Here is a 21,872-nt window from a genome sequence, read left to right as displayed (position 1 = left end):
GTTCATTAGAAGGGGCGGCGCTCACTGTCCACTCACTGTCTCGTGATCGGTGCCACCCCGAGCAGGTCGGCGAGGCATTCGGCGTTCCGGGGAGCCTCGACTTTGACGTCGTTGTCGAAGTAGACGTGCACGTCCCGCCGTCCGCCGTCGTGCCAGGTCCGGATCTTTTCGGCCCAGTTGCGCAGGGCCCGGTCGGAGTAGCCGCTGACGTAGAGTTCTTCGTCGCCGTGCAGCCGGACGTAGGCGAAGTCGGCGGTCTGGTCTTCGAGGAACGGCCACTTGCCGGCGGTATCGGCGACGACGAGGGCGATGCCGTGTTTTTCGAGGAGCTTTTTGGCGGCGGGCTCGGCGAAGCTGGGGTGCCGGACTTCGAGGGCGTGCTGCAGTGGTTTCCGCGCGCCGGCTTTGAGGTGGGGAGTGCCCTTGAGCTTGTCGTCGTGCTTCGCGGCGAGCTGGGCGGCATCGGTGGTGGTGCGGGGAAGCAGGGCGAAGAAGTTCTCGAGCCGTTCGGGATCGAAGGAGAGTCGCGGCGGAAGCTGCCAGAGGAAGGGGCCGAGCTTCGCACCGAGGGCGAGGACGCCGGAGGCGTAGAAGTTCGCGAGCGCGGTTTCGACGCCGCGGAGTTGCTTCATGTGGGTGATGAAGCGCCCACCCTTTACGGCGAAGAGGAAGTCGTCGGGGGTTTCGTCGAACCAGGCGCGATAGCGCTCGGGGCGTTGCAGGGAGTAGAAGGAGCCATTGATTTCGACGGCGTTCATCCGCCGCGAGAGGTATTCGAGTTCCCGCCGCTGCGCGAGCCCGGGTGGGTAGAAAACCCCGCGCCACGGCGGATAGCGCCACCCGGAGGTCCCGATCCGGATCTCGGCGATCGTGCTCACCCGCCTTTCCGTCTGGGCGGGTGGTTCCCGGTCGTCCGGTGCTCCAAACGCGGGCTCGGCCGGACGGGCGGGCTGAGGGTTGGGACAGGTGACCCAGTTTCGTGGACGCTCGTCTTGCCTGTGTTCGAGGGCTGTCCTCGCCGGACGGGCAGGCTCTGGGATGAGCCCGGGGGCGCTTCTTGGCTCGCCTTTGTGTGTGGGTCGCCGGGTGGTCATCCCGTCGCCTGGGCGAGGCCTATCACTTTGAGCCAGGCCCGCAAGCTCGGGTTTTCGGCTTGGCTTGGTGGGGTGGTTGCGGGCCTGGCTCAAAGTGATTCGACGGCCTCAGGCGACGGGATGACCTCCCGGCTTCTTTTGGGTGGGCGGCTTTGCGGCCTGGCGGCCGCTTGCCGCCCAGGGGTGGCTGGCGTTCCGGCCCGGCCTCTGGCGCCGGCCACGCGACCGTCGCCGGCTCGCCGCCGGGCGGGGGCCGTCCGGTCGGTGGAACGGCGCGACCGTCGCCGGCTCGCCGCCGGGCCCCTCGCTGCCAGTCCGGGAGCGGCTGGAGTGCCGTCCGGCAGCGGAGCGGGCGCAACCTCGCCCTCGCCCGCGCCCGCGCCCGCGCCCGACCCGGCCTGGGTGCCCTCGCCCGACCCGCCCTGGCCTGCCTGGCCTGGCCTGGCCTGGCCGCGCGACCCTGGCCGCTCGCCGACCGGCAGCGGAGCGGGCGCAACCTCGCCCGCGCCCGGCTGGCCTCCGGTCTCCGGCCCGGCCGCGCGCCCTCGCCCGCTCGCCGCCAGGCGGGTGCGGCGTGCCGCCCGGCGGCGAAACGGGCGCAACCTCGCCCGCTCCGGCCCGGAGCCCGCGCCGACCCGGTCCCCGGCCCTGGCCGCGCGACTCAACCCGTCAAGCCCAGGAAAACCTCCAGTGCCGCGACTGGACCAGACCCGAGGCGTACTCCCGCAGATTCCCCGGCTGCCCCGCGAACGTCGGCAAGCTGAATGCCCGGTGCTCTGCCGCCACCGTCAGTGCGCGGGCCTGGTTCCTCGGTGGGGCCGCCACCGAGAGCTCCATTGCGTCGAACCCCAGCACCACCAGGGTTGCCCCGAAGCGGTCCTCCCAGCTCCTCAGCACCGCCGACAGCTCTGCCACCTGGTCCGTGCACTTGATCATGCCCGTCCAGCCCAGCAACGCCGGGATGTCGGCCGGGCGCTCCGTCTGGACCAAGCCCAGCCTGTGGGGTGCGCGCGTTGCCAGGATCGAACCCGTGTTGCCCGCCTCGGCCAGTGGGTCGGACCTGCGCGGGCTGCGCTTCGCCAGGCCCGGGAAGCGGGCGCCGAACGGACGGAGGCACGCGCCGTCGCAGCAGGAGCTGTCCCACCAGCGGGACAGGGCTGCCGCCGGGTCCGCTGTGGCCACCCGGTGGCCGGCCGGGGCCAGGCGGCCTCGGTCGTCGATCCAGTCCTCGCCGTTCGCCGCGAAGCGCTGGTCGTGGGGGATCAGCACCGGCCACAGCCCCGATCGCTCGAACTCGGCCACGCAGCCGAGGTAGCGCTCGGGCCGGGTCAGCGGCAGGTCGGACACCCACAGCCGGCCGTGCCACGACCCCGGTGGGAGGGTCTGGACCGGCGGCGCGGGCGTACCGGGGCGGAGCGGTGCGATCGTCATGGACGTCCCCTCGAACTTGTGTTCGGTTCCTGCATCTCGAACAGTAGTTCGAGGGTCCGACAATTTCCAGCGTTTCGGCCGCTCATCCGTTCGAGTGAATCGGCAAACATGCAGGTCAGCGCCTTGCTGATACGCGTGTGACGCAAGATGTTGCTGAGACACGCCACTGCGCCGAAGGGGTGGCGCAACCGACACGAGACGAACCCGACAGACCGGTCACCTGTGCGGATCTTGCCTAGCCGGTGATCGGTTGCCAGGCTCTCCGTCTAAGAGACACGCAGGCGGAGGGGGTGTATGGAATTCCACGTGCTCGGCCCGGTCGAGGTGGTCGTCGCGGGGACGGCGGCCGGCCTCGGCGGCCCGAAACCGCGCACGCTGCTCGCCCTCCTGGCCGTGAACGCCGGGCACGTCGTCCCGCTGAAGCAGCTGATCGACGCGATCTGGGGCGAAGATCCGCCCGAGCAGGCGCGCGCCGCCGTCTACACCTACGTCTCCGCCCTGCGCCGCGCGCTGGCCGACGGTGGTGACCCCGACGTCATCGCGCGGAGTGGTGGCGGTTACCGGCTGGCCGCCGACCTCGACCAGGTCGACCTGCACGCCTTCGTGCGGGAGGCGTCCGCGGGCCGGCGCGCCAAGGCGGCCGGCGAACCCCGGCGGGCCGTTGCCCACCTCCGGCAGGGGCTCGCGGTGTGGCGGGGGAACGCCCTCGGCGGGACGCAGGGCCGGTGGGCCGAGAACGAACGCGCCCGGCTGGACGAACTGCGGATCGCGGCGCTGGAGGACTGCGTCGACGTCGAACTCGAGACCGGCGAAGGCGAATCGCTCGTCTCGGAGCTGACGTCGGCCGTCGCCGAGCACCCGTTGCGCGAGCGGCTGCGCGCCCAGCTCATGCTCGCCCTGCACCAGAGCGGCCGCCGGGGCGACGCGCTCGCCTGCTACCAGGACGGGCGGAAGACGCTGCTCGCCGAGCTCGGCCTGGAGCCCGGCCCGGTGCTGCTCGCGGCCCACGAGCGCGTCCTGCGTGACGAACCCGAAGCGCCGGCGTCCCGGCCGGGAACCGACCTGCGGGTGCCGGTGCCGAGCCAGCTCCCGTTCGACATCGCCGACTTCACCGGCCGCGGGCACGAAGTGGCGGAGCTGACGCGCCGGCTGTCCGACGGCGAGGCCACCGGCTCGCGGCTGTGCGCGGTCTACGGCAAACCCGGCGCGGGCAAGAGCACCGTCGCCGCGCACGTCGCGCACCGCGTCCGGGGGCAGTTCCCCGACGGCCAGCTCTACGTCTCGCTGCGCGGGGTGCAGGCCGTCCGCGCCGATCCGGCCGAGGTGCTGGCGGGGTTCCTGCGCGCGCTGGGCGTGGCGGACGCGGACATCCCCGCGCGCCTCGAGGAACGCGCCCAGCTCTACCGCACCCTGCTCGCCGACCGGCGCATCCTCGTGGTGCTCGACGACGCGTCCGACGAACGCCAGGTCCGCCCGCTGCTGCCCGGCGGCCACACCGGCGCGGCGCTGGTGACGAGCCGGGAACGCCTCGGCGCGCTCGGCGGCGCGGCCCACCTGCACCTGCCCGTGCTGGACGAAGCGGAGGCGCTGGACCTGCTGGGCCGGGTCATCGGCGACGCCAGGGTGGCGGAGCAACCCGAAGCCGCCGGCGAGCTGGTGCGCTTGTGCGGCAACCTGCCGCTGGCCGTCCGGATCGCCGGGGCCCGCCTCGCCGCCCGGCCGCGGTGGAAGGTCGGCCGGCTCGCCGAACGCCTCCGCGTGCAGCACCGGGTCCTGCAGGAGCTCACCCTCGGCGACCTGGAGGTCCGCGGCAGTCTCGCGCTCAGCTACGACGGCCTGGACGACCGGGAACGGACCGCGTTGCGCCGGCTCGGCCTCCTCGACGTCTCCTCGTTCGGCGCGTGGGTGGTGGCGCCCCTGCTCGGCTGCGACGGCCACGAAGCGGAGGAAGTGGTCGAGCGGCTCGTCGACGCCCAGCTGCTCGATGTGTCCATTGTGGACGACAGTGGTGGCGCCCTGCGGTACCAGATCCACGACCTGACGCGCGCCTTCGCCCGGGAACGCGGTGAGGCGGAGGAGACCGCGGACGAGGCCAAGGCGTCGGCCGAGCGGGCGGCCGAGTGCTGGCTCGGCCTCGTCGAGCTCGCGGGCAGCCGGGCGCCGCACGCTCCCGCCGAGGGCAGCACGCTGGCGCGGTACCTGACGCCGGCGCAGGTCGACGAAATCCTCACCGACCCCGAGGCGTGGTTCGACGCGGAGCAGACCGGCCTGGTCGGGGTGGTCGAGCGCGTCAGCGGGCTGGACCTCACCGACGTCGCCACCCGGCTGGCGGCGGCGTTGTGCTCGTCGGTGTTCGCCGTGCGCAACCTGTTCGGGCAGTGGTGGCGCACGCACAACGCCGCGCTCGCGGCCGCGCGCCGGACCGGCGACCGCATCGGTGAGGCGCGGCTGCTGTCGGGCCTGGGCTGGCTGCGCTACGAACAGGACCGCTTCGACGAGTCGATCGCCTACCACGAGCAGGCCCTCGCCGCCTACGAGCTGGACGGCGACCGGCGCGGGGAGGCGATGAGCCGGCTCGACCTCAGCGTCGTGCAGTGCGAATACGGCCAGTTCGCCCAGGCGCGGCACTCGCTCGACCTCGCCCTGCCCGCGCTGCGGGAGCTGGGCGAGAAGCAGGCCGAGATCCAGGCGCTGCACGGGCTCGGCCGCGTCCTCGCCGAGCAGGGCGAGCTGGACGAGGCCCTGGTCGCCGCCGAACTCGCCGTGGCGGGGTACGCGTCGACGGGCGACAAGAGCAGCCACGCGCTCGCCCTGCGCTCGGTGAGCCTCGTGCACCGAGCCGCCGGACGGCTCGCCGAGGCGGCCCGGTGCAGCCAGGAGGCGGTGGACCTGCTGCGTCCCGCCGACGACCCGCTGATGTCCGCCTACGCCGTGCAGGCGCTCGCCAAGGTCCGCATCCGCCAGGGCCGGGGCGCGGAGGTGCGCGAGGCGATGCTCGCCTGCCTCGCCACCTGCCACGAGATGCAGGACGGCTTCGGCCAGGGACTGATGCTGCGCACCCTGGGCGAACTGGAGCTCGCCGCCGGCCGCTTCCTCGACGCGCGCGCCCACCTCGAGCGGTCGGTGCAGTGGTGGGACGCGCTGCTGCTCCCGGTGTGGCGGGCGCGTGCCCTGCGGGACCTCGCCACGACCCTCGACGCGCTCGGCGAGACCGCGGGCGCCGAAGCGGCGTGGACGGAGGCCGTGGGCATCTTCCGGCTGCACGGCAGCCGCGAGGCGCGGGAGCCCCGGCCGGTGCTCCGGCTTCCGAACCCGGCGGAGAGCTCTCCTACCGTTCGGAACTGATCGTTTCCGCTGGCCAGAGCGTTTTAGGTTTCTTTGATCGTGGTGGGAGACGCTGGTTCCGGGGTAAGGGTGAGGGCCACGTCGAGGGGGCGTGACCCTCACCCTTCTACTGACCCGGGCGCCTACCGGCTCACAGCGGCCTGAGCAGGTCGTCCGCGTCCACGATGTGGTACGCGTAGCCCTGCTCCGCCAGGAACCGCTGGCGGTGGGCCGCGTACTCCGTGTCCACCGTGTCGCGCGAGACGATCGAGTAGAAGTGCGCCTGCCGTCCGTCGCCCTTCGGGCGCAGCAGCCGGCCCAGCCGCTGGGCCTCCTCCTGGCGGGAGCCGAACGTGCCCGAGATCTGGATCGCCACCGATGCCTCCGGCAGGTCGATCGAGAAGTTCGCCACCTTCGAGACCACCAGCGTGCGGATCTCGCCGCGGCGGAATTTGTCGAACAGCTCCTCGCGCTCCTTGTTGCGGGTCGCGCCCTGGATCACCGGGGCGTCGAGCTCGTCGCCGAGCATCTCCAGCTGGTCCAGGTACGCGCCGATCACCAAGGTCGGCTCGCCCGCGTGCTTGGCCACGATCGACTTGATCACCGGGGTCTTCGTCAACGCCGTCGCCGCCAGCTTGTAGCGCTCGTCGGCCTCGGCCGTGGCGTACTCGAGGCGCTCGGCGTCCGTCAGCGTGACGCGGACCTCCGTGCACTCCGCCGGGGCGATCCAGCCCTGGGCCTCGATATCGCGCCACGGGACGTCGTAGCGCTTCGGGCCGATCAGCGAGAACACGTCGCCCTCGCGGCCGTCCTCGCGGACCAATGTCGCCGTCAGGCCCAGGCGGCGGCGGGACTGCAGGTCCGCCGTCATCCGGAACACCGGGGCCGGGAGCAGGTGGACCTCGTCGTAGACGACCAGGCCCCAGTCGCGGGAGTCGAACAGCTCCAGGTGCTTGTACTCGCCCTTGGTCTTGCGGGTGATCACCTGGTAGGTGGCGATCGTGACCGGCCGGATCTCCTTCTTCTCGCCGGAGTACTCGCCGATCTCCTCCTCGGTCAGCGACGTCCGCGCGATCAGCTCGCGCTTCCACTGCCGGCCGGCGACCGTGTTCGTCACCAGGATCAGGGTCGTCGCCTGGGCACGCGCCATCGCCGCGGCACCGACCAGCGTCTTGCCGGCGCCGCACGGCAGCACGACGACGCCGGAGCCGCCCGCCCAGAACGCCTCGGCGGCCATCCGCTGGTAGTCGCGCAGGTGCCAGTCCTGCTCGTCCAGCGCGATCGGGTGGGCTTCGCCGTCGACGTACCCGGCCAGGTCCTCGGCCGGCCAGCCGACCTTCAGCAGCGCCTGCTTCAGCCGCCCGCGCTCGGACGGGTGCACGATGACGGTGTCCTCGTCGATCCGGGCGCCCAGCATCGGGCTGATCTTCTTGTTCCGGACGACCTCGGCCAGCACCGCGCGGTCGGTGGTGGACATCACCAGCCCGTGCGCCGGGTGGTTGGCGATCTGCAGCCGCCCGAACCGGCCCATGACGTCGACGACGTCGATCAGCAGCGGCTGCGGCACGGGGAAGCGCGAATACGTCGTCAGCGCGTCGACGACCTGCTCGGCGTCGTGGCCGGCGGCACGCGCGTTCCACAAGGCCAGGGGCGTGATCCGGTAGGTGTGGACGTGCTCGGGTGCGCGTTCGAGCTCGGCGAACGGCGCGATCGCGACCCGCGCGTCATCGGCCTGGGGGTGGTCGACCTCCAGGAGCACGGTCTTGTCGGACTGGACGATCAACGGGCCATCAGTCACAACTACTGTTATACGTGCCTCGCTCCGGCCCGCTCCGCTCGCGGGTCCGCCGGTGGGACGAGGTGCCGAGGGGATCACTGGAGGGCACGTTGACCACACCGCCGTTCGACGACAACCCGTTCCGGTCGCCGGGCTACGCGCAGTCCGCGCCGATGCCGCCGGTTCCGGGGCAGCAGGCGATTCCGCACTGGTTCACCACGAAGGTGCGGATCACGCTGGTCGCGTGCGTCGTCGTCGCGCTGGGCCTGGGCGCGCTGGGCGCGATGGCCATCTACTGGGCCGACCGCAGCGGGCCGCCGTCCGACGGCGACTGCCTGTACCTGACGCGCGAGGGGGCGGGCAAGCTCGCCTACCACCGCGTCGGCTGCAGCGCGGACAGCGCGACGTACAAGGTCGAAAACACCTACCGCAGCGGCATCGCGTGCGGCTCCGGCGACTACGTGCGGTTCCGGCTCGGTTCCGGTTCGGCCTCCGGCCGCACGCTGTGCCTGGCCCTGAACGTCAAGGCCGGCGACTGCCTGCGTGACGTCGACGACGAGAGCACGATCGGCAAGGTCCTCTGCACCGACCCGGCGGCGCAGGAGCGGGTCGAGATCCTCTCCGGCTACGGCCGCGACGACAAGTGCGAAGGCGCCGACATGGTGTTCAGCTACTCCGGCCCGCCGGCCCGCACGGTGTGCCTGATCAAGACCGGCGAGAACATCTGACCGTCAGTAACCGGTCTGGTCGGGGAGCAGGCCCTGGACGTCGAGGCGATTCGCCAGCAGACCCGAGTTGTGCATCAGGTCGGCGACGCGCTGTAGCCGGATGCCGTTGAGCGAGGCCGGGTAGGAGCCGAGCGAGATCAGCGCGGCCGTCGTCGTGTCGATGTCGGAGAACTTCGGCAGCGCGTCGCGCACGATCGCCGGGTCGGTCGCGCTCTCCTGGGCCGTGCCCAGCGCGGTGCGGAACGCATGGAGCGTCCGCGGGTTGGCCTGCGCGAACGGCTTGGCCGCCGCGTAGCCCGACAGCGGGAAGTCCAGCGTCGACCCGCGGGCGCCGTCGGCCAGGATGTGCGCGCCGAGGTCCTTCTCGGCGCGGGTGATGTACGGCTCGATCATCAGCGCGGCGTCCGCGTCGCCCGCCTGCAGGGCCTGCGGCATCCGGTCGAACGGCACCGCCTGGAACTTGATCTTCGCTTCGTCGACGCCCGCGGTGCCCAGCACCGAGCGGGCGACGAGCGCGCCGACGTCGTCCAGCATGTTCACCGCGATCTTCGGTGACCTCTTCGCCGTCGGCACCGTGTAGTCCGAGTCCGGCAGGGTGACCAGGGCCATCGTGTTGGGGCCGGACGTGTAGGCCTCGCCCTGCAGCTGCAACGCCGTCCCCCCGGCCGCGGCCCGGAACATCGCGATGTCGGAGGCGAAGGTGACGTCGAGGTCGCCGGCGGCCAGCTTCGCGAGCCCGTCGTCCGCGCCGAGTTCGACGAGCTGCACGTTCAGGCCGGCGGACCCGAACTTCCCGGCCGCGACGGCGATCCGCAGCGGGGCCGTGTCGATGGCGTTGCCCACACCGACGCGCAGCGTGGTCCGCTCCAGCGGCGGCGGAGGCGCGGGCGTACCGGAAGAGAACACGCTGCACCCCGCGGTCGCCAGGAGCGCCGCTACCAGCGGAATCAGTCGTCCGCGTCTGTTCATGAACCTTCACCTACCGCGAGAATCTGGTTCTCGTGCTGGATCGTATGGTCCGCGCCCCATACGATCGCGGGCAGGGCCGTATCGTGCCAGCGCGGCTTTCGGATCTTCATGGGGCGGGCTACCGTTCAGTAGGTTCGAGTGTCGTTCGATCCGCGGGTTCCCGCCCGCGGCGGAAAAGGAAACCAGGTGACCCGTCGCGACAAGCGTCCCCGCAAGGGCGGCGACGCGGCGGACCCGCGTCCGGCGGGTGGCCGCTGGCGGCTGCGGAACTGGCGTCTCGGCACGAAGCTCTTCGCCGTCCTCCTCATCCCGGCGCTGGCCGTGATCGCGCTCGTCGGCCTGCGGATCAGCTCCGACCTGCGCGACGCCCGGCAGCTCGCCGAGTTCGCCACGCGCGGCCGGGTCGACAGCACGGTCGCCGAAGCCTTGCACGAGCTGCAGCGCGAGCGCGACCTCACCGTGCGCTTCGTCGCCCAGAACCGGCAGGGCGACACCGCGGACCTCACCGCCCAGCGCACCCGCGTCGACAAGGGCATCGGCACGTTCGAACGGACGCTCGCGGAAAGCAAGCCGCGGCTCGACGCGAAGGCCGCGGAAAGCCTGCAGCAGACCGACGACCGGCTGCGCGTGCTCGGTGGCCTGCGGTTTTCCGCGGAGCATTCGGCCTTCCCCGCGGACGCCGTGCTGCGCTCCTACAGCGAGCTGATCTCCGGCCTGCTCGACATCAGCGACTCCGCCGCGGCCGACGTCGCCGACCCGGAACTCGCGCGGATGCGGCTGGCGGGCAACGCCCTCGCCCGGATCAAGGACCAGATGTCGGTCAAGCGGGCGGTGATGGCCGAGGCGCTGGCGTCGGGCACCCTCAACCGCGACCGCACACGCGCGCTGCTCGGCGCGGAAGCCGAACTGGCGGCCGCGCGCAGCGACTACCGCACCTTCGCCACCCCCGACCAGCAGCGGATGTTCGACGACACGGTGATCGGCCTGGTCGTCGACATCGGCAACGACATGGTCGAATCCGCGCTCACCCGCACCGAAAACGGCCAGAACCTCTCGGGTCTCGACCCGAACCAGTGGGACACTTCGGCGACGCACACGGTGAACCTCGCCCACCAGGTGCAGCAGGCACTGCTGGTCCAGTTGCAGGAACGCACGGACGCCCTTGCGGCGCAAGCACGGACGGCCGCGCTGTGGGACGGCGGTGTCGTCCTCGGCGTCCTGCTCGTCGCCGGCGTGCTGTCGGTGGTCATCGCGCGGTCCCTGTTGCGCCCCTTGCGGATTCTCCGCCGGACGGCGCTGGAAGTGGCCGAGCACCGGCTGCCCGCGGCCGTGCAGAACCTGCTCACCGATCCCGAGCCCGCCCCGGAGAACCTGCGGAAACGGCTCGCCGTCGCGCCCGTGCCGGTGTTCACCCGCGAAGAACTCGGCCAGGTGGCGCGCGCGTTCGACGCGGTGCACGGCGAGGCCGTCCGGCTCGCCGGCGAGCAGGCGATGCTGCGCGAGAACGTCAACGCGATGTTCGTCAACCTCTCGCAGCGCAGCCAGGACCTCGTCGAGCGGCAGCTTTCGGTGCTCGACCGGATGGAGGCCGACGAGCAGGACCCGGACACCCTCGCCGGGCTGTTCGAGCTCGACCACCTGGCGACGCGGATGCGGCGCAACAGCGAGAACCTGCTGGTCCTGTCCGGCAACGACTCCGCGCGCGAGGACGCCGGCCCGGTGCCGGCCGACGAGATCATCGGCGCCGCGCTCTCGGAGGTCGAGCACTACCAGCGGATCGAGCTCGGACCGGCGCCGCAGGTCGCGGTCCGCGGCGAGGCCGTCAACGACCTCGTGCACGTCGTTTCGGAGCTGCTGGAGAACGCCACGCGCTACTCCGGCGACGAGATGGTCACCGTGGCGAGCGCCGAAACCCACGACGGCGACTGGCAGATCGAGATCGTCGACCACGGGGCCGGCATGCCGCAGGCGGAGATCGACCGCACCAACGCGCGGCTCGCGCACCCGCCGGACGTCGACGTCGAGGTGTCGCGCCGGATGGGCCTGTTCGTCGTCGCGACGCTGGCCACGCGCCACCACATCGACGTCAGCCTGAGCGCGGGCGCGGACTCCGGGCTGGTCGCGACCGTGCTGGTGCCGGCGGCGCTGATCGTCGAGCTGCCGCCGATGCCGGCGCCACCGCCGCCCGCCGAGCCGGCCGCTGTTCCGGAACCGGAGCTGCTGGCACCGCTCGCCCCGCTGACGCCGCCGGAGCCGGAACCCGAGCCGGAGCCGGAAGAGCTGTCGCCGCCGTCGATCGAGGCCGGCCCGCCGCGCCGGGCCCCGGTGGTGGCCCGCGACCACCCGCCGGAGTGGCCGACCGTGGACGACGAGGCCCACCTGGACCTCGACGCCCCGACCGAGCGGATGCCCGCCTACCGCGACGTCCTGTCCCGCTGGTTCGACGCCTCCGCCGCGCCCGAACAGCCGCGGAAGCCTGCGGAGCCGCTCCCGGTCGCCGAGGCGCCGCGGCCGCCCGAGCCCCAGCCACGTCCGGCCGAGCCCCAGCCTCGGCACGCGCTCGCCGCCCCGCCACCTCCGCTGCCGTCCCGGGAAGCCCCGCCCCCGCCGCTGTTGCCTTCGCGGGAAGCTCCGGCCCCGCCGTTGCCTGCCCGGGAAGCTCCAGCTCCGCCGCTGCTGCCTGCCCGGGAGACTCCGCCCCTGCCTTCGCGGGAAGCGCCGCTTTCCCGGGAAACCCCGGCCGAGGCGCCGATTTCCGGCGGAAGCTTCGCCCCCGAGCCCGTCGACTCACCGCTTCTGCGGGAAATCGGCGAGCCGAGGCCGGACGACGAGGACACCGAACCACGGCTGACGCCGGTCGCGCCGCCCGCCGCGGTCGAGCCCGCTTACGAGTGGCCGACCCCCGCCGAACTGGAGCAGGAGGACGGCGCCGAGGACACCTGGCCGTTCCTGCAGCCGCTGGATTCCGCGGCCAGCCCGGGAGCGGTGCCGGAACAGCGGCCGATACTCTCTCTTTCCCCGGAAGCGGTGCGCGAGCGGATGACGAGCCTTCAAGGCGGCTTCCGGCGAGGGCGGCATGCGAGGGGGGACGACACCCGGAACCAGTGAAACGGATTGAGGCATGAGCTCGAAGACGCCCCTGCTGGAAGTGATCGCGCTGGACGCGGCGGACGCCGAAAGCGCGCAGGCGGGCGGGGCCGACCGCCTCGAACTGGTTGCGGACATGGCGCAGGACGGCCTGACGCCGTCGGTCGAGACGCTGCGCGACGTGCTCTCGGCGACCGACCTCCCGGTGCGGGTCATGCTGCGGGACAACGGTTCCTTCGCCGTCGGCGACCTGGAAGGGCTGCGCGCGGACACCGGCAGGCTGATCGACGCGGGCGCGCGGGAATTCGTCTTCGGCTTCCTCAACGTCGACAGCGAGATCGACGTCGACGCCTGCGAGGCGCTGATCAAGGAGGTCGACGGCCTGCCGTGGACGTTCCACCGCGCCATCGACCGCACGCGCGACCCGGTGCGCGCCTACGACCAGCTGGCCTCGCTCGGGTGTGACACCGTGCTCGCCGCCGGTCACCCGAACGGCGTGGCCAGCGGCCTTTCGGTGCTGCAGCGGCTCGCGCAGCGCGACGGCGGCCCGGAGCTGCTGGTGGGCGGCGGTCTGCGTGCCCAGCAGGTGCACCTCCTGCGCGCGGGCGGCGTGCGCGGATTCCACGTCGGCAGCGCGGTGCGGCCGGGTGGCTGGCAGGCGCCGGTGGACGCCGCGGCCGTGCAAACCTGGGTCGAGCTCGTCAAATCCTGATCGACTACGCCGTTCTCGCGCAGGATCGGCGGAGTAGAACGATTTCTTCCGTTGTTTTCGCGTGCCCGCGGCAATCGTGAACCGGCATGCGAAATTGCATCCGCCGCGTGCAGTGTCGCGCTGGGCGTTGCGCGTGCCGCTGCACGAGCATTTCCAGCTTTGACCTGGTTGGTGGCTGATTTTACGGTGATCGGCTGGCTACGGTTGTCCCGCATTTCGCGATCCGGCCGATCTTCAAGGAATCGATCTGCAGTGCGGGAGGCGGCGCCGTGTGCGCGCGTATTCAGTTCGAGAACTCGTTGCGAGGACAACAGGAAACCAGGATGCCGACGATCAGGTGGATTTCCGTCACCTGGGGACGGCTGATTCCCCGCGGAAGCCGCCCGGGCGCGGCCGCGGCGAGCCGGAAGGCCGAATCGTGACCAGCGCGATACCGCGCCAACGCGGAACCGGAACCTCCGAAGACGATTTCGCGAAACTGGGGCTCGGCGGCTCCCTCGCCCTGACCGGGCTGCTGGCCGTCGTCAAGATCGCGGAAACCGCCACGGGTGTGGTGCTGACCGCCACCGGGGTGCTGCCCGGTGCCAGTCCCTCGAAGGAGCGGGCTCCGGCCTGGCCGGGAGGGGAATGAGCGGGGCTGCCCGATCGGCAGCTCTCTACGGACGGAGGGCTGCCATGACCGGCAGTGACGGGCGGGACGAACGGAGCGGTACGCGCGTGGGTCTCGCCGACGTGCGGCAGCTCGAAGACAGCGTCGCCGAGCTGAGGGCGCTGGACTACCGGTACGGCGGCGGTTCGTGCCGGGCGGCCGTGGAGTCGCGGTTGCCCGCGGCCGTGGCCCTGCTGGACGGCGAGGCGAAGACCGTGGTCCAGGCGCGGCTCTACACCGCCGTCGCCGACCTCTACAACCTGGCCGGCTGGACCAACTTCGACCAGGACCGTCCGGCCGCCGCGCTGGAGGCGTTCGCGCGGGCGCTGGAGCTGGCCGTCGAGGCCGGGAACGACGACCTGCAGGCCAACATCCGGTACCGCGTCGGGCGGCTGCACCTGCACTACGACGCGGTCGACGCGGCGCTGGTCGAGTTCGCGCGGGGCCGCGAGGCGGCCGTCTCGGCCCATTCCAAGCTCGCGCAGGCGATCCTGTCGGCCAACCAGGCGTGGGCGCACGCCCGGAAGGCCGACGTCACCGGCGCGCTGACCTACCTGCGCCGCGCCCGCCAGGAGTTCGCGGAGGCCGAGGGCCGCGAACCGTCGCCGTGGGCGGCGTTCTTCGGCCCCACCGACATGGCCGCGATGGTCGGGACGGTGCACGGCGAACTGGCGCAGATGGTCGACGTCCGCCACGGCCGCGACGGCATCCCCGCCCTCGCCGAGGCGATCGAGGGGTACCAGCGGGGCATGACGCGCAGCCGCTCGCTGACGTTGATCTGGCTGGCCACCGTGCACGCGCTGGACGGGGACCTCGACATCGCCATCACGGTCGGGGAGGAGGCCGTCGAGCTGGCCGGCGCGCTGCGGTCGCCACGGGTGCGACAGCGGCTGCACTCGCTTTCGGCGGCCGCCCGCCGGTTCTCCGGCAATGCCGACGCTCGGGAGATCGTCGACCGCGTCGACCGTCTCGGACATTCCGGACGCTAATCGAATGATCAGCCAAAGGTAAACGTATCGGAAAATGAAAATGGGATCCGTCGAAGACCGGCCAAAAGTAGGTTCCTCGGCGTGATCGCGGCTTCTTATGCTTCTCGGCAACCTGCGGCGAGCATTCCGCGCAGGCCCGGTCCCCACCGCCGAGAGGAAATTCCCCATGCGCTTGCGCAAGCTCGTCGCGGCCGCTGTGCCGCTGCCGGCGTTGCTCGGCCTCGCCGTGGCCGTCCCGGCCGCCGCGGCGTCGGAACCCCTGGTCACGCTGGCCGACAACGCCGCGCCGCTGATCAACAGCGCGCGCACCGGTGACGTCCCGGCCGACCGGCCGATCACCGCCGCGCTCTCGCTGAAACTGCACAACCAGCAGGCGCTCGAAAAGTTCCTCGCCAACGTACAGAATCCCGCTTCGCCGCAATACCACCGGTTCCTGACCCCGGCGCAGTTCAATGCCAGGTTCGGCCCGACCCAAGCCGATGTCGACAAGGCCGTCTCATTTCTCGGGAAAGCCGGGCTGAGCGGGATCGAGGTTTCCGGCAACCGGCAGGCCGTCACGTTCACCGGCTCGGCGGCGCAGCTGGAGTCGGCCTTCCGCACCCGGATCGGGACCTACCACGACCAGGCGTCCGGACGGGACTTCTTCGCCAACGACGCCGTCCCGGCCGTGCCGGCGAGCGTCTCGGACGTCGTGGGCGGTGTCGTCGGCCTCGACGACCACGCGGTGCGCACGCACTCGGCGAAGCCGCTGGCCCAGCCCAACGTCGTCAAGTCCGTCACCCCGCCGGTGCTCAAGACCGCGTACGGCACCAGCGGCCTGTCCGCGACCGGCCGCGGCGTGAACGTCGGCTTCGTCGAGTTCGACGGCTACCAGAAGTCCAACATCACCAAGTACGACAGCACCTACGGCCTGTCCGCGGGCACGGTGACGACGGTCGGCGTCAGCGGCGCGAACTACGACTCGTCGCCGGGCGACGGCCAGATCGAGGTCGAGCTCGACATCGAGGTCGTGCACGCGCTGGCCGCGGCGGCCAACGACTACGTCTACGAGGCACCGAACTCGAGCGCCGGCGAACTGGCGATGTACCAGAAGATCGCCTCGGACGCGAAGGTCAACGTCGTCTCGATTTCCTGGGGCGCCTGCGAAGCGGCCGAAGGTTCGAGCGCGGCGAAGAGCGTCAGCAGTGCGATCGCGACCGGCACCGCGGAAGGCATTTCGTACTTCGCGGCGGCCGGCGACGACGGCACGACCGACTGCTACCGCCAGACGGGCTCGGCGGCCAAGGGCGTCGACTTCCCGGCGTCGAGCCCGAACGTGACCGGCGTCGGCGGGACGAAGCTGAGCGTGACGTCGGCCAACGGCTACAGCAGCGAAGTGACCTGGAACGACGGCAACAGCGGCGGCTCGACCGGCGGCGGCATCTCGACGGTGTTCACGGCGCCGTCGTGGCAGTCCTCGCAGAGCACGACCTACCGCAAGGTGCCGGACGTGTCCGCGGACGCCTCACCGACCTCGGGGTACTACATCTACAGCGCGGGCAGCTGGGGAACGGTCGGCGGCACGTCGGGTGCGGCTCCGCTGTGGGCGGCCTTCGCGACGCTGCAGAACCAGGTGCACGGCGGTGGTCTGGGCAACCTGAACCCGAAGTTCTACTCGATCGGCAACGGTTCCTCGTACGGCACCGGGTTCCACGACGTGACCTCGGGCAACAACACCCTGCACGGCACGACCGGCTTCACCGCCGGGACCGGGTACGACCAGGTGACCGGCTGGGGTTCCTTCAAGGGCACCGGGCTGTCCGGCCTGCTCGGCTGAGTGCGTGACCAGCGGCGCAGGGCCGGCCCGCCCGGCACTGCGCCGCTTGGGGGACTTTGCTTCGCAAGACTAAGCGTTAACCTGGGCGGCATGATCAAGCGCACGGTGCTGGACGCCACCCGTGAACTCCTCCGCGAACTGGGCCTCACCACGGTGTTCGGCAACCCCGGCACCACCGAGGTGCCCTTCCTCACCGACTGGCCCGACGACTTCGACTACGTCCTGGGCTTGCAGGAATCTGCCGTCGTGGCGATGGCCGACGCCTACGCGCAGGCCACCCGCCAGGCGGTGCTGGTCAACCTGCACTCCGCGGGCGGGGTCGGGCACGGCCTCGGCAGCCTCTTCAACGCCTACCGCAACCGGACGCCGATGATCGTCGTCGCCGGGCAGCAGATCCGGTCGCTCATCCCGCACGAGCCCTTCCTCGGGGCCCTGGAAGCGCCCGAATTCCCGAAGCCGTACGTGAAGTGGTCGATCGAGCCCGCCTCTGCTGAGGACGTCCCGGCCGCGCTCGCGCGGGCCTACCACGTGGCCACGCAGGCGCCGTCCGGCCCGGTTTTCGTGTCCGTTCCCGCCGACGACTGGTCCGTCGCCACCGAACGGCCGATCGTCTCGCGGCCCCGGATCCGCGGCTACGCCCCCGATCCCGAAGCCGTCGACGAGCTCCACACCGCGCTGGAAGCCGCCGAACGGCCGGCCATCGTCGTCGGGGGAGCCGTCGACCAGGACGGTGCCGTCGTCGAAGCCGTCGCGCTCGCCGAGCGGCTCAACGCCGCCGTGTGGGTCGCGCCGATGTCCTACCGCTGCTCGTTCCCCGAAGACCACCCGCTGTTCCAAGGGTTCCTCGATCCCGAACGCGGGGCCGTCGCCGACACGCTCGCGCCGTACGACCTCGTCGTCGTGCTCGGGGCGCCCGCCTTCACCTACCACGTCGACCGCGGGCGCGGGGAAGCCCCGCTGCCGCCGCTGTTCATCGTCAGCGACGACGAGCAGGTCCTCGCCCGTGCCTCCGAAGGCACCGGCATCCGCGCCACGCCGAAGCTGGGCATCCGCGCGCTGCTCAACGTCGTCGAGCGCAGCACCCGGCCCGCGCCGGCCCCGCGGCAGCGCCCGGCCAAGCCGAGCGGTGACGCGCTGACCGGCGAACTCGTCTACTCGACGCTCGCGGAACTGTTGCCGGACAACGCCCTGGTCGTCGAAGAGGCACCCAGCCACCGCGGGATCCTGCACGACCACCTGCCGATCACGGCCACCGACACCGGCTTCCTGACGATGGCCTCCGGCACGCTCGGCTACGGCGTCCCCGGCGTGGTCGGGGCGGCGCTCGCCCGCCCGGACCGCAAGGTCGTCGGCGTGATCGGCGACGGCTCGAGCATGTACGGCATCCAGGCCCTCTGGACGGCGGCCCGCGAAGAACTGCCGGTGACGTTCGTGATCCTGGACAACTCCGAGTACGCGGCGGTGCGCATCCTGGGCGACGCCATCGGCGGTGCGAAGCTGCCGGGCACCGAACTGGGCGGCATCGGCTTCGCGGCCTTGGCGGAGAGCATGGGCTGCCACGGCGTGACGATCACCGAGCCGTCAGAGCTGGCCCCGGGCCTCACGGCGGCACTGGCCGACCCGCGCCCGACGCTGGTCCACGTCCGGGTGGCGGCGTCGTCGAAGTCGCTGTACTGAGCCGTCGGTGGTCCACAGTGGACATCCACTGTGGACCACCGACGGTCAGCTGCGGGTCTTGGTCTCCCGGACGTCGTCGGACGCCCGCTCGGCCAGTTCCCACTCCGCGGCGTCGGACGCGGCCGTGGCGGCCTCTTCCGGCGAACCGCCGTGCAGCAGCCGGGCCACTTCGCCGCGCAGGGTCACGAACTCCGCCGACTCGCGCGTGGTGATCTGGTCCCGCGCGGCGGGCAGGCCCACCGGCAGGTCCGCCACGATCGACGCCGGTGACTTCGACAGCACCAGGACGCGGTCGGACAGGTACACGCTCTCGTCGATGTCGTGCGTGACGACCAGGACCGTGCTGCCCTGCTCGCGCTGCACGCGCCGGGTCAGGTCCTCGAGCTCGAAGCGGGTCTGGGCGTCGACCGAGGCGAACGGCTCGTCCATCAGCAGCAGGGCCGGGCGGCTGGCCAGCGCGCGGGCGATCGACACCCGCTGCTGCATGCCGCCGGACAGTTGCCACGGGTACTTGCCGCCGACGCCGGACAGGCCGACCTGCTCGAGCGCCTCGGCCGCCCGCGCACGTCGTTCGGCCTTCGAGATCGGCCGCCACCGCAACGGGAACTCGACGTTCTTCTGCACCGAAAGCCAGGGGAACAGCGAGCGGCTGTAGTCCTGGAACACGACGGCCAGGTCGTCCGGCACGCCGGAGACGCGGTCGCCGTGCAGGCTGACCGTGCCGGCGGTCGGCCGGGTCAGCCCGGCGATGCAGCGCAGCAGCGTCGACTTCCCGCAGCCCGACGGGCCGACGATGCTGGCCAGCTGCCCGGCCTCGACGGTGAACGAAAGGTTGTTCACCGCGGTGTGCGCCTTCGCGCCGGCGCCGTAGGTGTGGCTGAGGCCGGACACTTCGAGCATGGTGGACATGGGGAGAGGCCTTTCGAAGCGTCAGTCGCGGCCGAGGCGGGCCGGCTGCCAGGCCAGCACCCGCCGCTCCGCGGCCAGGAAGATCGTGTTGAAGACGTAGCCGAGGATGCCCAGCAGCACCAGCCACGACCACATGGTCGGGAATTCGAAGTCCTGCTGGGCGTTCAGCAGCGACCGCCCGATGCCGTTGTACGCCCCGACGAGCTCGGAGACGACCATCAGCAGCAGCGAGATCGACAGGCTGACCCGCAGCCCGGCGAAGATCTTCGGCGCCGCCGCCGGCAGCACGACCATGCCGAGCCAGTACGCCTTGGGCGTGCGGAACGACCGCGCGGTCTCCTCCTTCACCTGGTCGACCGAGCGGGCCCCGTCGACCGCGTTGAGCAGCACCGGCCACACCACGCCGAAGACGATCGACCCGATCTGCATGCCCGAGCTCAGCCCGAACAGCACCGCGAACACCGGGATCAGCGTCGGCGGCGGGATCGAGCGGAAGAACGCGAAGAGCGGGCCGACGTAGTCCATCGCCGTCGCCGACCGGCCGAGCAGCACGCCGAGGACGATGCCGACGACCGCGGCCGCTCCCCAGCCGCCGAGCGTGCGGCCGAGGCTGGGGAAGACGTTGTCGAACACCGCGTCGGTGAGGAACAGGTGGGACGCGGGCCCGGTGAACCACAGCTTCGCCGCCGTGGCCGCGATCTCCGTGGGCGGCGGGAAGTACTTGCTGCCGCCGGCCCGGGCGGCGAACTCCCACACGACCACCAGGATCGCGAACAGCAGCCAGTTGCGCAGGACCGCGGTGGCGCCGCGCGCCGCGCGCCGGCCCACCCGGCCCGAGAGGGTCGCCGCCGTCACGCGATCGCCTCCCGGTCCACCGTGCTCCACCGGAACAGCCGCTTGCCGAGCTGTTCGAGCCCCTCGTTGATCAGGTAGCCCAGTGTCCCGGCGACCACCGTGCCCGCCAGGACCAGGTCGAACCGGACCGAACCGGTGCTGGCGACGATGATGAAGCTGCCGAGCCCGAGCTGGGAACCGGCCAGGAACTCGACGCTGACCACGGCGATCAGCGCGATGGTCGCCGACAGCCGGACGCCGGTGAAGACGAACGGCGCGGTCTGCGGCAGCGCGACCGACGACAGGATGCGGAACCGGCTGGTCCCGCACGCCCGGGCGGTCTCCATCAGCACCGGGTCGATCTCGCCCATGCCGTAGATCGTGTTGAACATGATCGGCCACAGCGAGGCGTAGGCGGCGAGGGTGATCTTCGCGTCGGGACCCGAGCCGATCACCAGCAGCACCAGGGGAACCAGCGCGGTGACCGGGATCGGCCGCAGGAACTCCACGATCGCGGCGGTGGCCGTGCGCAACGCCGGGATGCTGCCCAGCAGGAGCCCGGCGGGTACGCCGATCGCGATCGCGACGACGATGGCGATCACCCAGGCCAGCATCGTGGCGATGATGTCCCGGATGAACTCGGGGTCGCCCAGCAGGTTCCCGACGGTGCCCAGCACGACGCTGGGCGGCGGGGTGAACGTTTTATCGACCAGGCCGACCTGGACGACGACCTCCCAGAGCAGGAGGAAGCCGGCCAGGCCGACCAGGCCGCGGAGCAGTTTTTTCACGGTGAGCGCGTCAGCTGGTCGCCTGCGGGGCGATCATCGGCGCGGCGTCGACCTTGCTGGTGATGACGCCCATCTGCAGCAGCAGGTCGGGCACCCGCTGCAGGCGCCGGGCGTCCAGGACGGAGCCGTAGCCGGGCAGGGTGAGCAGCTTGGCCGTGTCCTCGTCGATCTTCGCGTACTTGACGAGCAGCGGCTCGACCTTCGAGCGGTCGTTGATCGCGTCGCTGGTGGCCTTCTTCATCGCCCGCTGGAAGGCCGCGAGGGTCTTCGGGTTGCCCTGCACCCACTTCGTCGTCGAGCCGTAGCCGGTCAGCGGGAAGTCCTGGCTGGCGCCGGTGTTGATGTCGATGACCGGCGTCGCGCCGACGGTCTTGGCCGCCTGCGTGAGCATCGGTTCCGGCATGTAGGCCGCGTCGACCTGGTTGTCCTTCAGCGCCGCCGCCATGTTCGGCAGCGGGACCAGCACCCAGTTGACCCCGTTGAAGTCGACGCCGTGGTCCTTCATGACGGACTTGGTGAGGATGTCGGACGCGGTGTTCTTGGCCGTGATCGCGATCCGCTTGTCCTTCAGGTCGTTGACCGTCTTGACCGGCGAGTTCGGCACCGTGACGATGGCGTTGCTCTTCGCGTTCACCGACGTGCCGTCGGCGACCAGCTGGATGTCCTCGCCCTTGCTCTTGGCGACGAAGAACGGGGTGTACGTCGAGAGGGCGATGTCGACCTCGCCGGAGATCGCTTTCTGCATCGACTCCTGGCCGCTCTTGGCGACGACCTGCTCGACCTCGAGGCCCTCGGCCTTGAAGTAGCCGCCGTCGAGCGCCAGCCAGAAGGGGCCGAGGTCCGTGGTCGGCATGATCGAGACCTTGATCTTCGACTTCTCCAGGCTGCCCCCGTTCGACGAGGCGTTCGAGCCGTCCGCGCCGAGCGCACTGCAGCCCGTGAGGGCTGTGGCTGCTGCGACGGTGAGGGCGAGCCCGAGCGCGGCGCGGCGAGTGCGAACCCGGCCACTGCTCATGGCGTTTCCAAGCAAGGCCTGCTCCTTGAAGAAAAGTGACGGTTGAGGAACCGATTCCGATGGAAGTGCGTGA

General features: G+C 71.4%; 16 protein-coding genes. 8 read left to right on the top strand and 8 right to left on the bottom strand.

What is annotated here, in order from left to right; translation table 11 throughout:
• Nucleotides 1–32: 32 nt before the first annotated feature.
• Together H5965_RS08240 and H5965_RS08235 are read right to left on the bottom strand one after the other, a co-directional pair.
• Nucleotides 33–878: a DUF72 domain-containing protein gene (locus H5965_RS08240; RefSeq protein WP_310968751.1), complete on the bottom strand. Its 846-nt coding sequence runs from the start codon at nt 876–878 to the stop codon at nt 33–35.
• Between the two features lie 885 nt (nt 879–1,763).
• The gene (locus H5965_RS08235) at nt 1,764–2,525 is read right to left on the bottom strand and encodes a DUF4253 domain-containing protein (RefSeq protein ID WP_310968750.1); all 762 of its coding nucleotides are present in this window, start codon (nt 2,523–2,525) and stop codon (nt 1,764–1,766) included.
• A 294-nt stretch (nt 2,526–2,819) separates the two neighbouring features.
• Between H5965_RS08235 and H5965_RS08230 the strand changes: the two genes are divergently transcribed.
• Entirely contained in the window at nt 2,820–5,870 is a 3,051-nt protein-coding gene (locus H5965_RS08230; protein ID WP_310968749.1) for a BTAD domain-containing putative transcriptional regulator, read from the top strand.
• Between the two features lie 130 nt (nt 5,871–6,000).
• Here the strand turns inward: H5965_RS08230 and H5965_RS08225 are convergent, their stop codons facing one another.
• Nucleotides 6,001–7,647, bottom strand: coding sequence for a DNA repair helicase XPB (locus H5965_RS08225; RefSeq protein ID WP_310968748.1), 1,647 nt, complete (start codon nt 7,645–7,647; stop codon nt 6,001–6,003).
• An 89-nt stretch (nt 7,648–7,736) separates the two neighbouring features.
• On the opposite strand from H5965_RS08225, the gene H5965_RS08220 reads away from it, so the two are divergent.
• Entirely contained in the window at nt 7,737–8,354 is a 618-nt protein-coding gene (locus H5965_RS08220) for a hypothetical protein (protein ID WP_310968747.1), read from the top strand.
• Nucleotides 8,355–8,357: 3 nt separating this feature from the next.
• On the opposite strand, the gene H5965_RS08215 is transcribed toward H5965_RS08220, so the two are convergent.
• Nucleotides 8,358–9,323 (bottom strand): ABC transporter substrate-binding protein, encoded by a 966-nt coding sequence (locus H5965_RS08215; protein WP_310968746.1) that lies wholly within the window; start codon nt 9,321–9,323, stop codon nt 8,358–8,360.
• 186 nt (nt 9,324–9,509) lie between these two features.
• Here H5965_RS08215 and H5965_RS08210 point away from each other — a divergent pair, with 186 nt between their 5' ends.
• From H5965_RS08210 to mdlC, 6 genes are all read left to right on the top strand, one after another.
• Nucleotides 9,510–12,431: a nitrate- and nitrite sensing domain-containing protein gene (locus tag H5965_RS08210; RefSeq protein WP_310968745.1), complete on the top strand. Its 2,922-nt coding sequence runs from the start codon at nt 9,510–9,512 to the stop codon at nt 12,429–12,431.
• A 13-nt stretch (nt 12,432–12,444) separates the two neighbouring features.
• Complete coding sequence (locus tag H5965_RS08205; protein ID WP_310968744.1) at nt 12,445–13,122, top strand: copper homeostasis protein CutC; 678 nt, start codon at nt 12,445–12,447, stop codon at nt 13,120–13,122.
• Between the two features lie 418 nt (nt 13,123–13,540).
• The gene (locus H5965_RS08200; protein ID WP_310968743.1) at nt 13,541–13,753 is read left to right on the top strand and encodes a hypothetical protein; all 213 of its coding nucleotides are present in this window, start codon (nt 13,541–13,543) and stop codon (nt 13,751–13,753) included.
• A gap of 44 nt (nt 13,754–13,797) precedes the next feature.
• Nucleotides 13,798–14,760: a hypothetical protein gene (locus H5965_RS08195; RefSeq protein ID WP_310968742.1), complete on the top strand. Its 963-nt coding sequence runs from the start codon at nt 13,798–13,800 to the stop codon at nt 14,758–14,760.
• A gap of 166 nt (nt 14,761–14,926) precedes the next feature.
• Nucleotides 14,927–16,576 (top strand): S53 family serine peptidase, encoded by a 1,650-nt coding sequence (locus H5965_RS08190; RefSeq protein ID WP_310968741.1) that lies wholly within the window; start codon nt 14,927–14,929, stop codon nt 16,574–16,576.
• Nucleotides 16,577–16,666: 90 nt separating this feature from the next.
• Complete coding sequence (gene mdlC, locus H5965_RS08185; RefSeq protein ID WP_310968740.1) at nt 16,667–18,253, top strand: benzoylformate decarboxylase; 1,587 nt, start codon at nt 16,667–16,669, stop codon at nt 18,251–18,253.
• Nucleotides 18,254–18,298: 45 nt separating this feature from the next.
• Here mdlC and H5965_RS08180 read toward each other — a convergent pair whose 3' ends face one another.
• Genes H5965_RS08180 through H5965_RS08165 form a run of 4 tightly spaced genes read right to left on the bottom strand, consistent with a single transcriptional unit; the run spans nt 18,299 to nt 21,799 of the window.
• Nucleotides 18,299–19,162 (bottom strand): ABC transporter ATP-binding protein, encoded by an 864-nt coding sequence (locus H5965_RS08180; protein WP_310968739.1) that lies wholly within the window; start codon nt 19,160–19,162, stop codon nt 18,299–18,301.
• Between the two features lie 21 nt (nt 19,163–19,183).
• Entirely contained in the window at nt 19,184–20,017 is an 834-nt protein-coding gene (locus tag H5965_RS08175; protein ID WP_310968738.1) for an ABC transporter permease, read from the bottom strand.
• Entirely contained in the window at nt 20,014–20,784 is a 771-nt protein-coding gene (locus H5965_RS08170; protein WP_310968737.1) for an ABC transporter permease, read from the bottom strand. Before H5965_RS08170 ends, H5965_RS08175 begins: the two co-directional genes overlap by 4 nt.
• Before the next feature lie 10 nt (nt 20,785–20,794).
• Complete coding sequence (locus H5965_RS08165; RefSeq protein WP_310968736.1) at nt 20,795–21,799, bottom strand: ABC transporter substrate-binding protein; 1,005 nt, start codon at nt 21,797–21,799, stop codon at nt 20,795–20,797.
• Between the last annotated feature and the right edge of the window lie 73 nt (nt 21,800–21,872).

The organism is Amycolatopsis sp. 505 (genome assembly GCF_031625235.1).
Lineage (GTDB): Bacteria > Actinomycetota > Actinomycetes > Mycobacteriales > Pseudonocardiaceae > Amycolatopsis.
The sequence above is the reverse complement of the archived record's forward strand: the minus strand, read 5'-3'. Positions and strand labels throughout refer to the sequence as shown.

Excerpts from the sequence above, each read along its gene's own strand:
- H5965_RS08235 (WP_310968750.1), bottom strand. The coding sequence starts at position 2,525 with ATGACGATCGCACCGCTCCGCCCCGGTACGCCCGCGCCGCCGGTCCAG.
- H5965_RS08230 (WP_310968749.1), top strand. The coding sequence starts at position 2,820 with ATGGAATTCCACGTGCTCGGCCCGGTCGAGGTGGTCGTCGCGGGGACG.
- H5965_RS08215 (WP_310968746.1), bottom strand. The coding sequence starts at position 9,323 with ATGAACAGACGCGGACGACTGATTCCGCTGGTAGCGGCGCTCCTGGCG.
- H5965_RS08205 (WP_310968744.1), top strand. The coding sequence starts at position 12,445 with ATGAGCTCGAAGACGCCCCTGCTGGAAGTGATCGCGCTGGACGCGGCG.
- H5965_RS08195 (WP_310968742.1), top strand. The coding sequence starts at position 13,798 with ATGACCGGCAGTGACGGGCGGGACGAACGGAGCGGTACGCGCGTGGGT.
- H5965_RS08190 (WP_310968741.1), top strand. The coding sequence starts at position 14,927 with ATGCGCTTGCGCAAGCTCGTCGCGGCCGCTGTGCCGCTGCCGGCGTTG.
- mdlC (WP_310968740.1), top strand. The coding sequence starts at position 16,667 with ATGATCAAGCGCACGGTGCTGGACGCCACCCGTGAACTCCTCCGCGAA.
- H5965_RS08180 (WP_310968739.1), bottom strand. The coding sequence starts at position 19,162 with ATGTCCACCATGCTCGAAGTGTCCGGCCTCAGCCACACCTACGGCGCC.
- H5965_RS08165 (WP_310968736.1), bottom strand. The coding sequence starts at position 21,799 with ATGAGCAGTGGCCGGGTTCGCACTCGCCGCGCCGCGCTCGGGCTCGCC.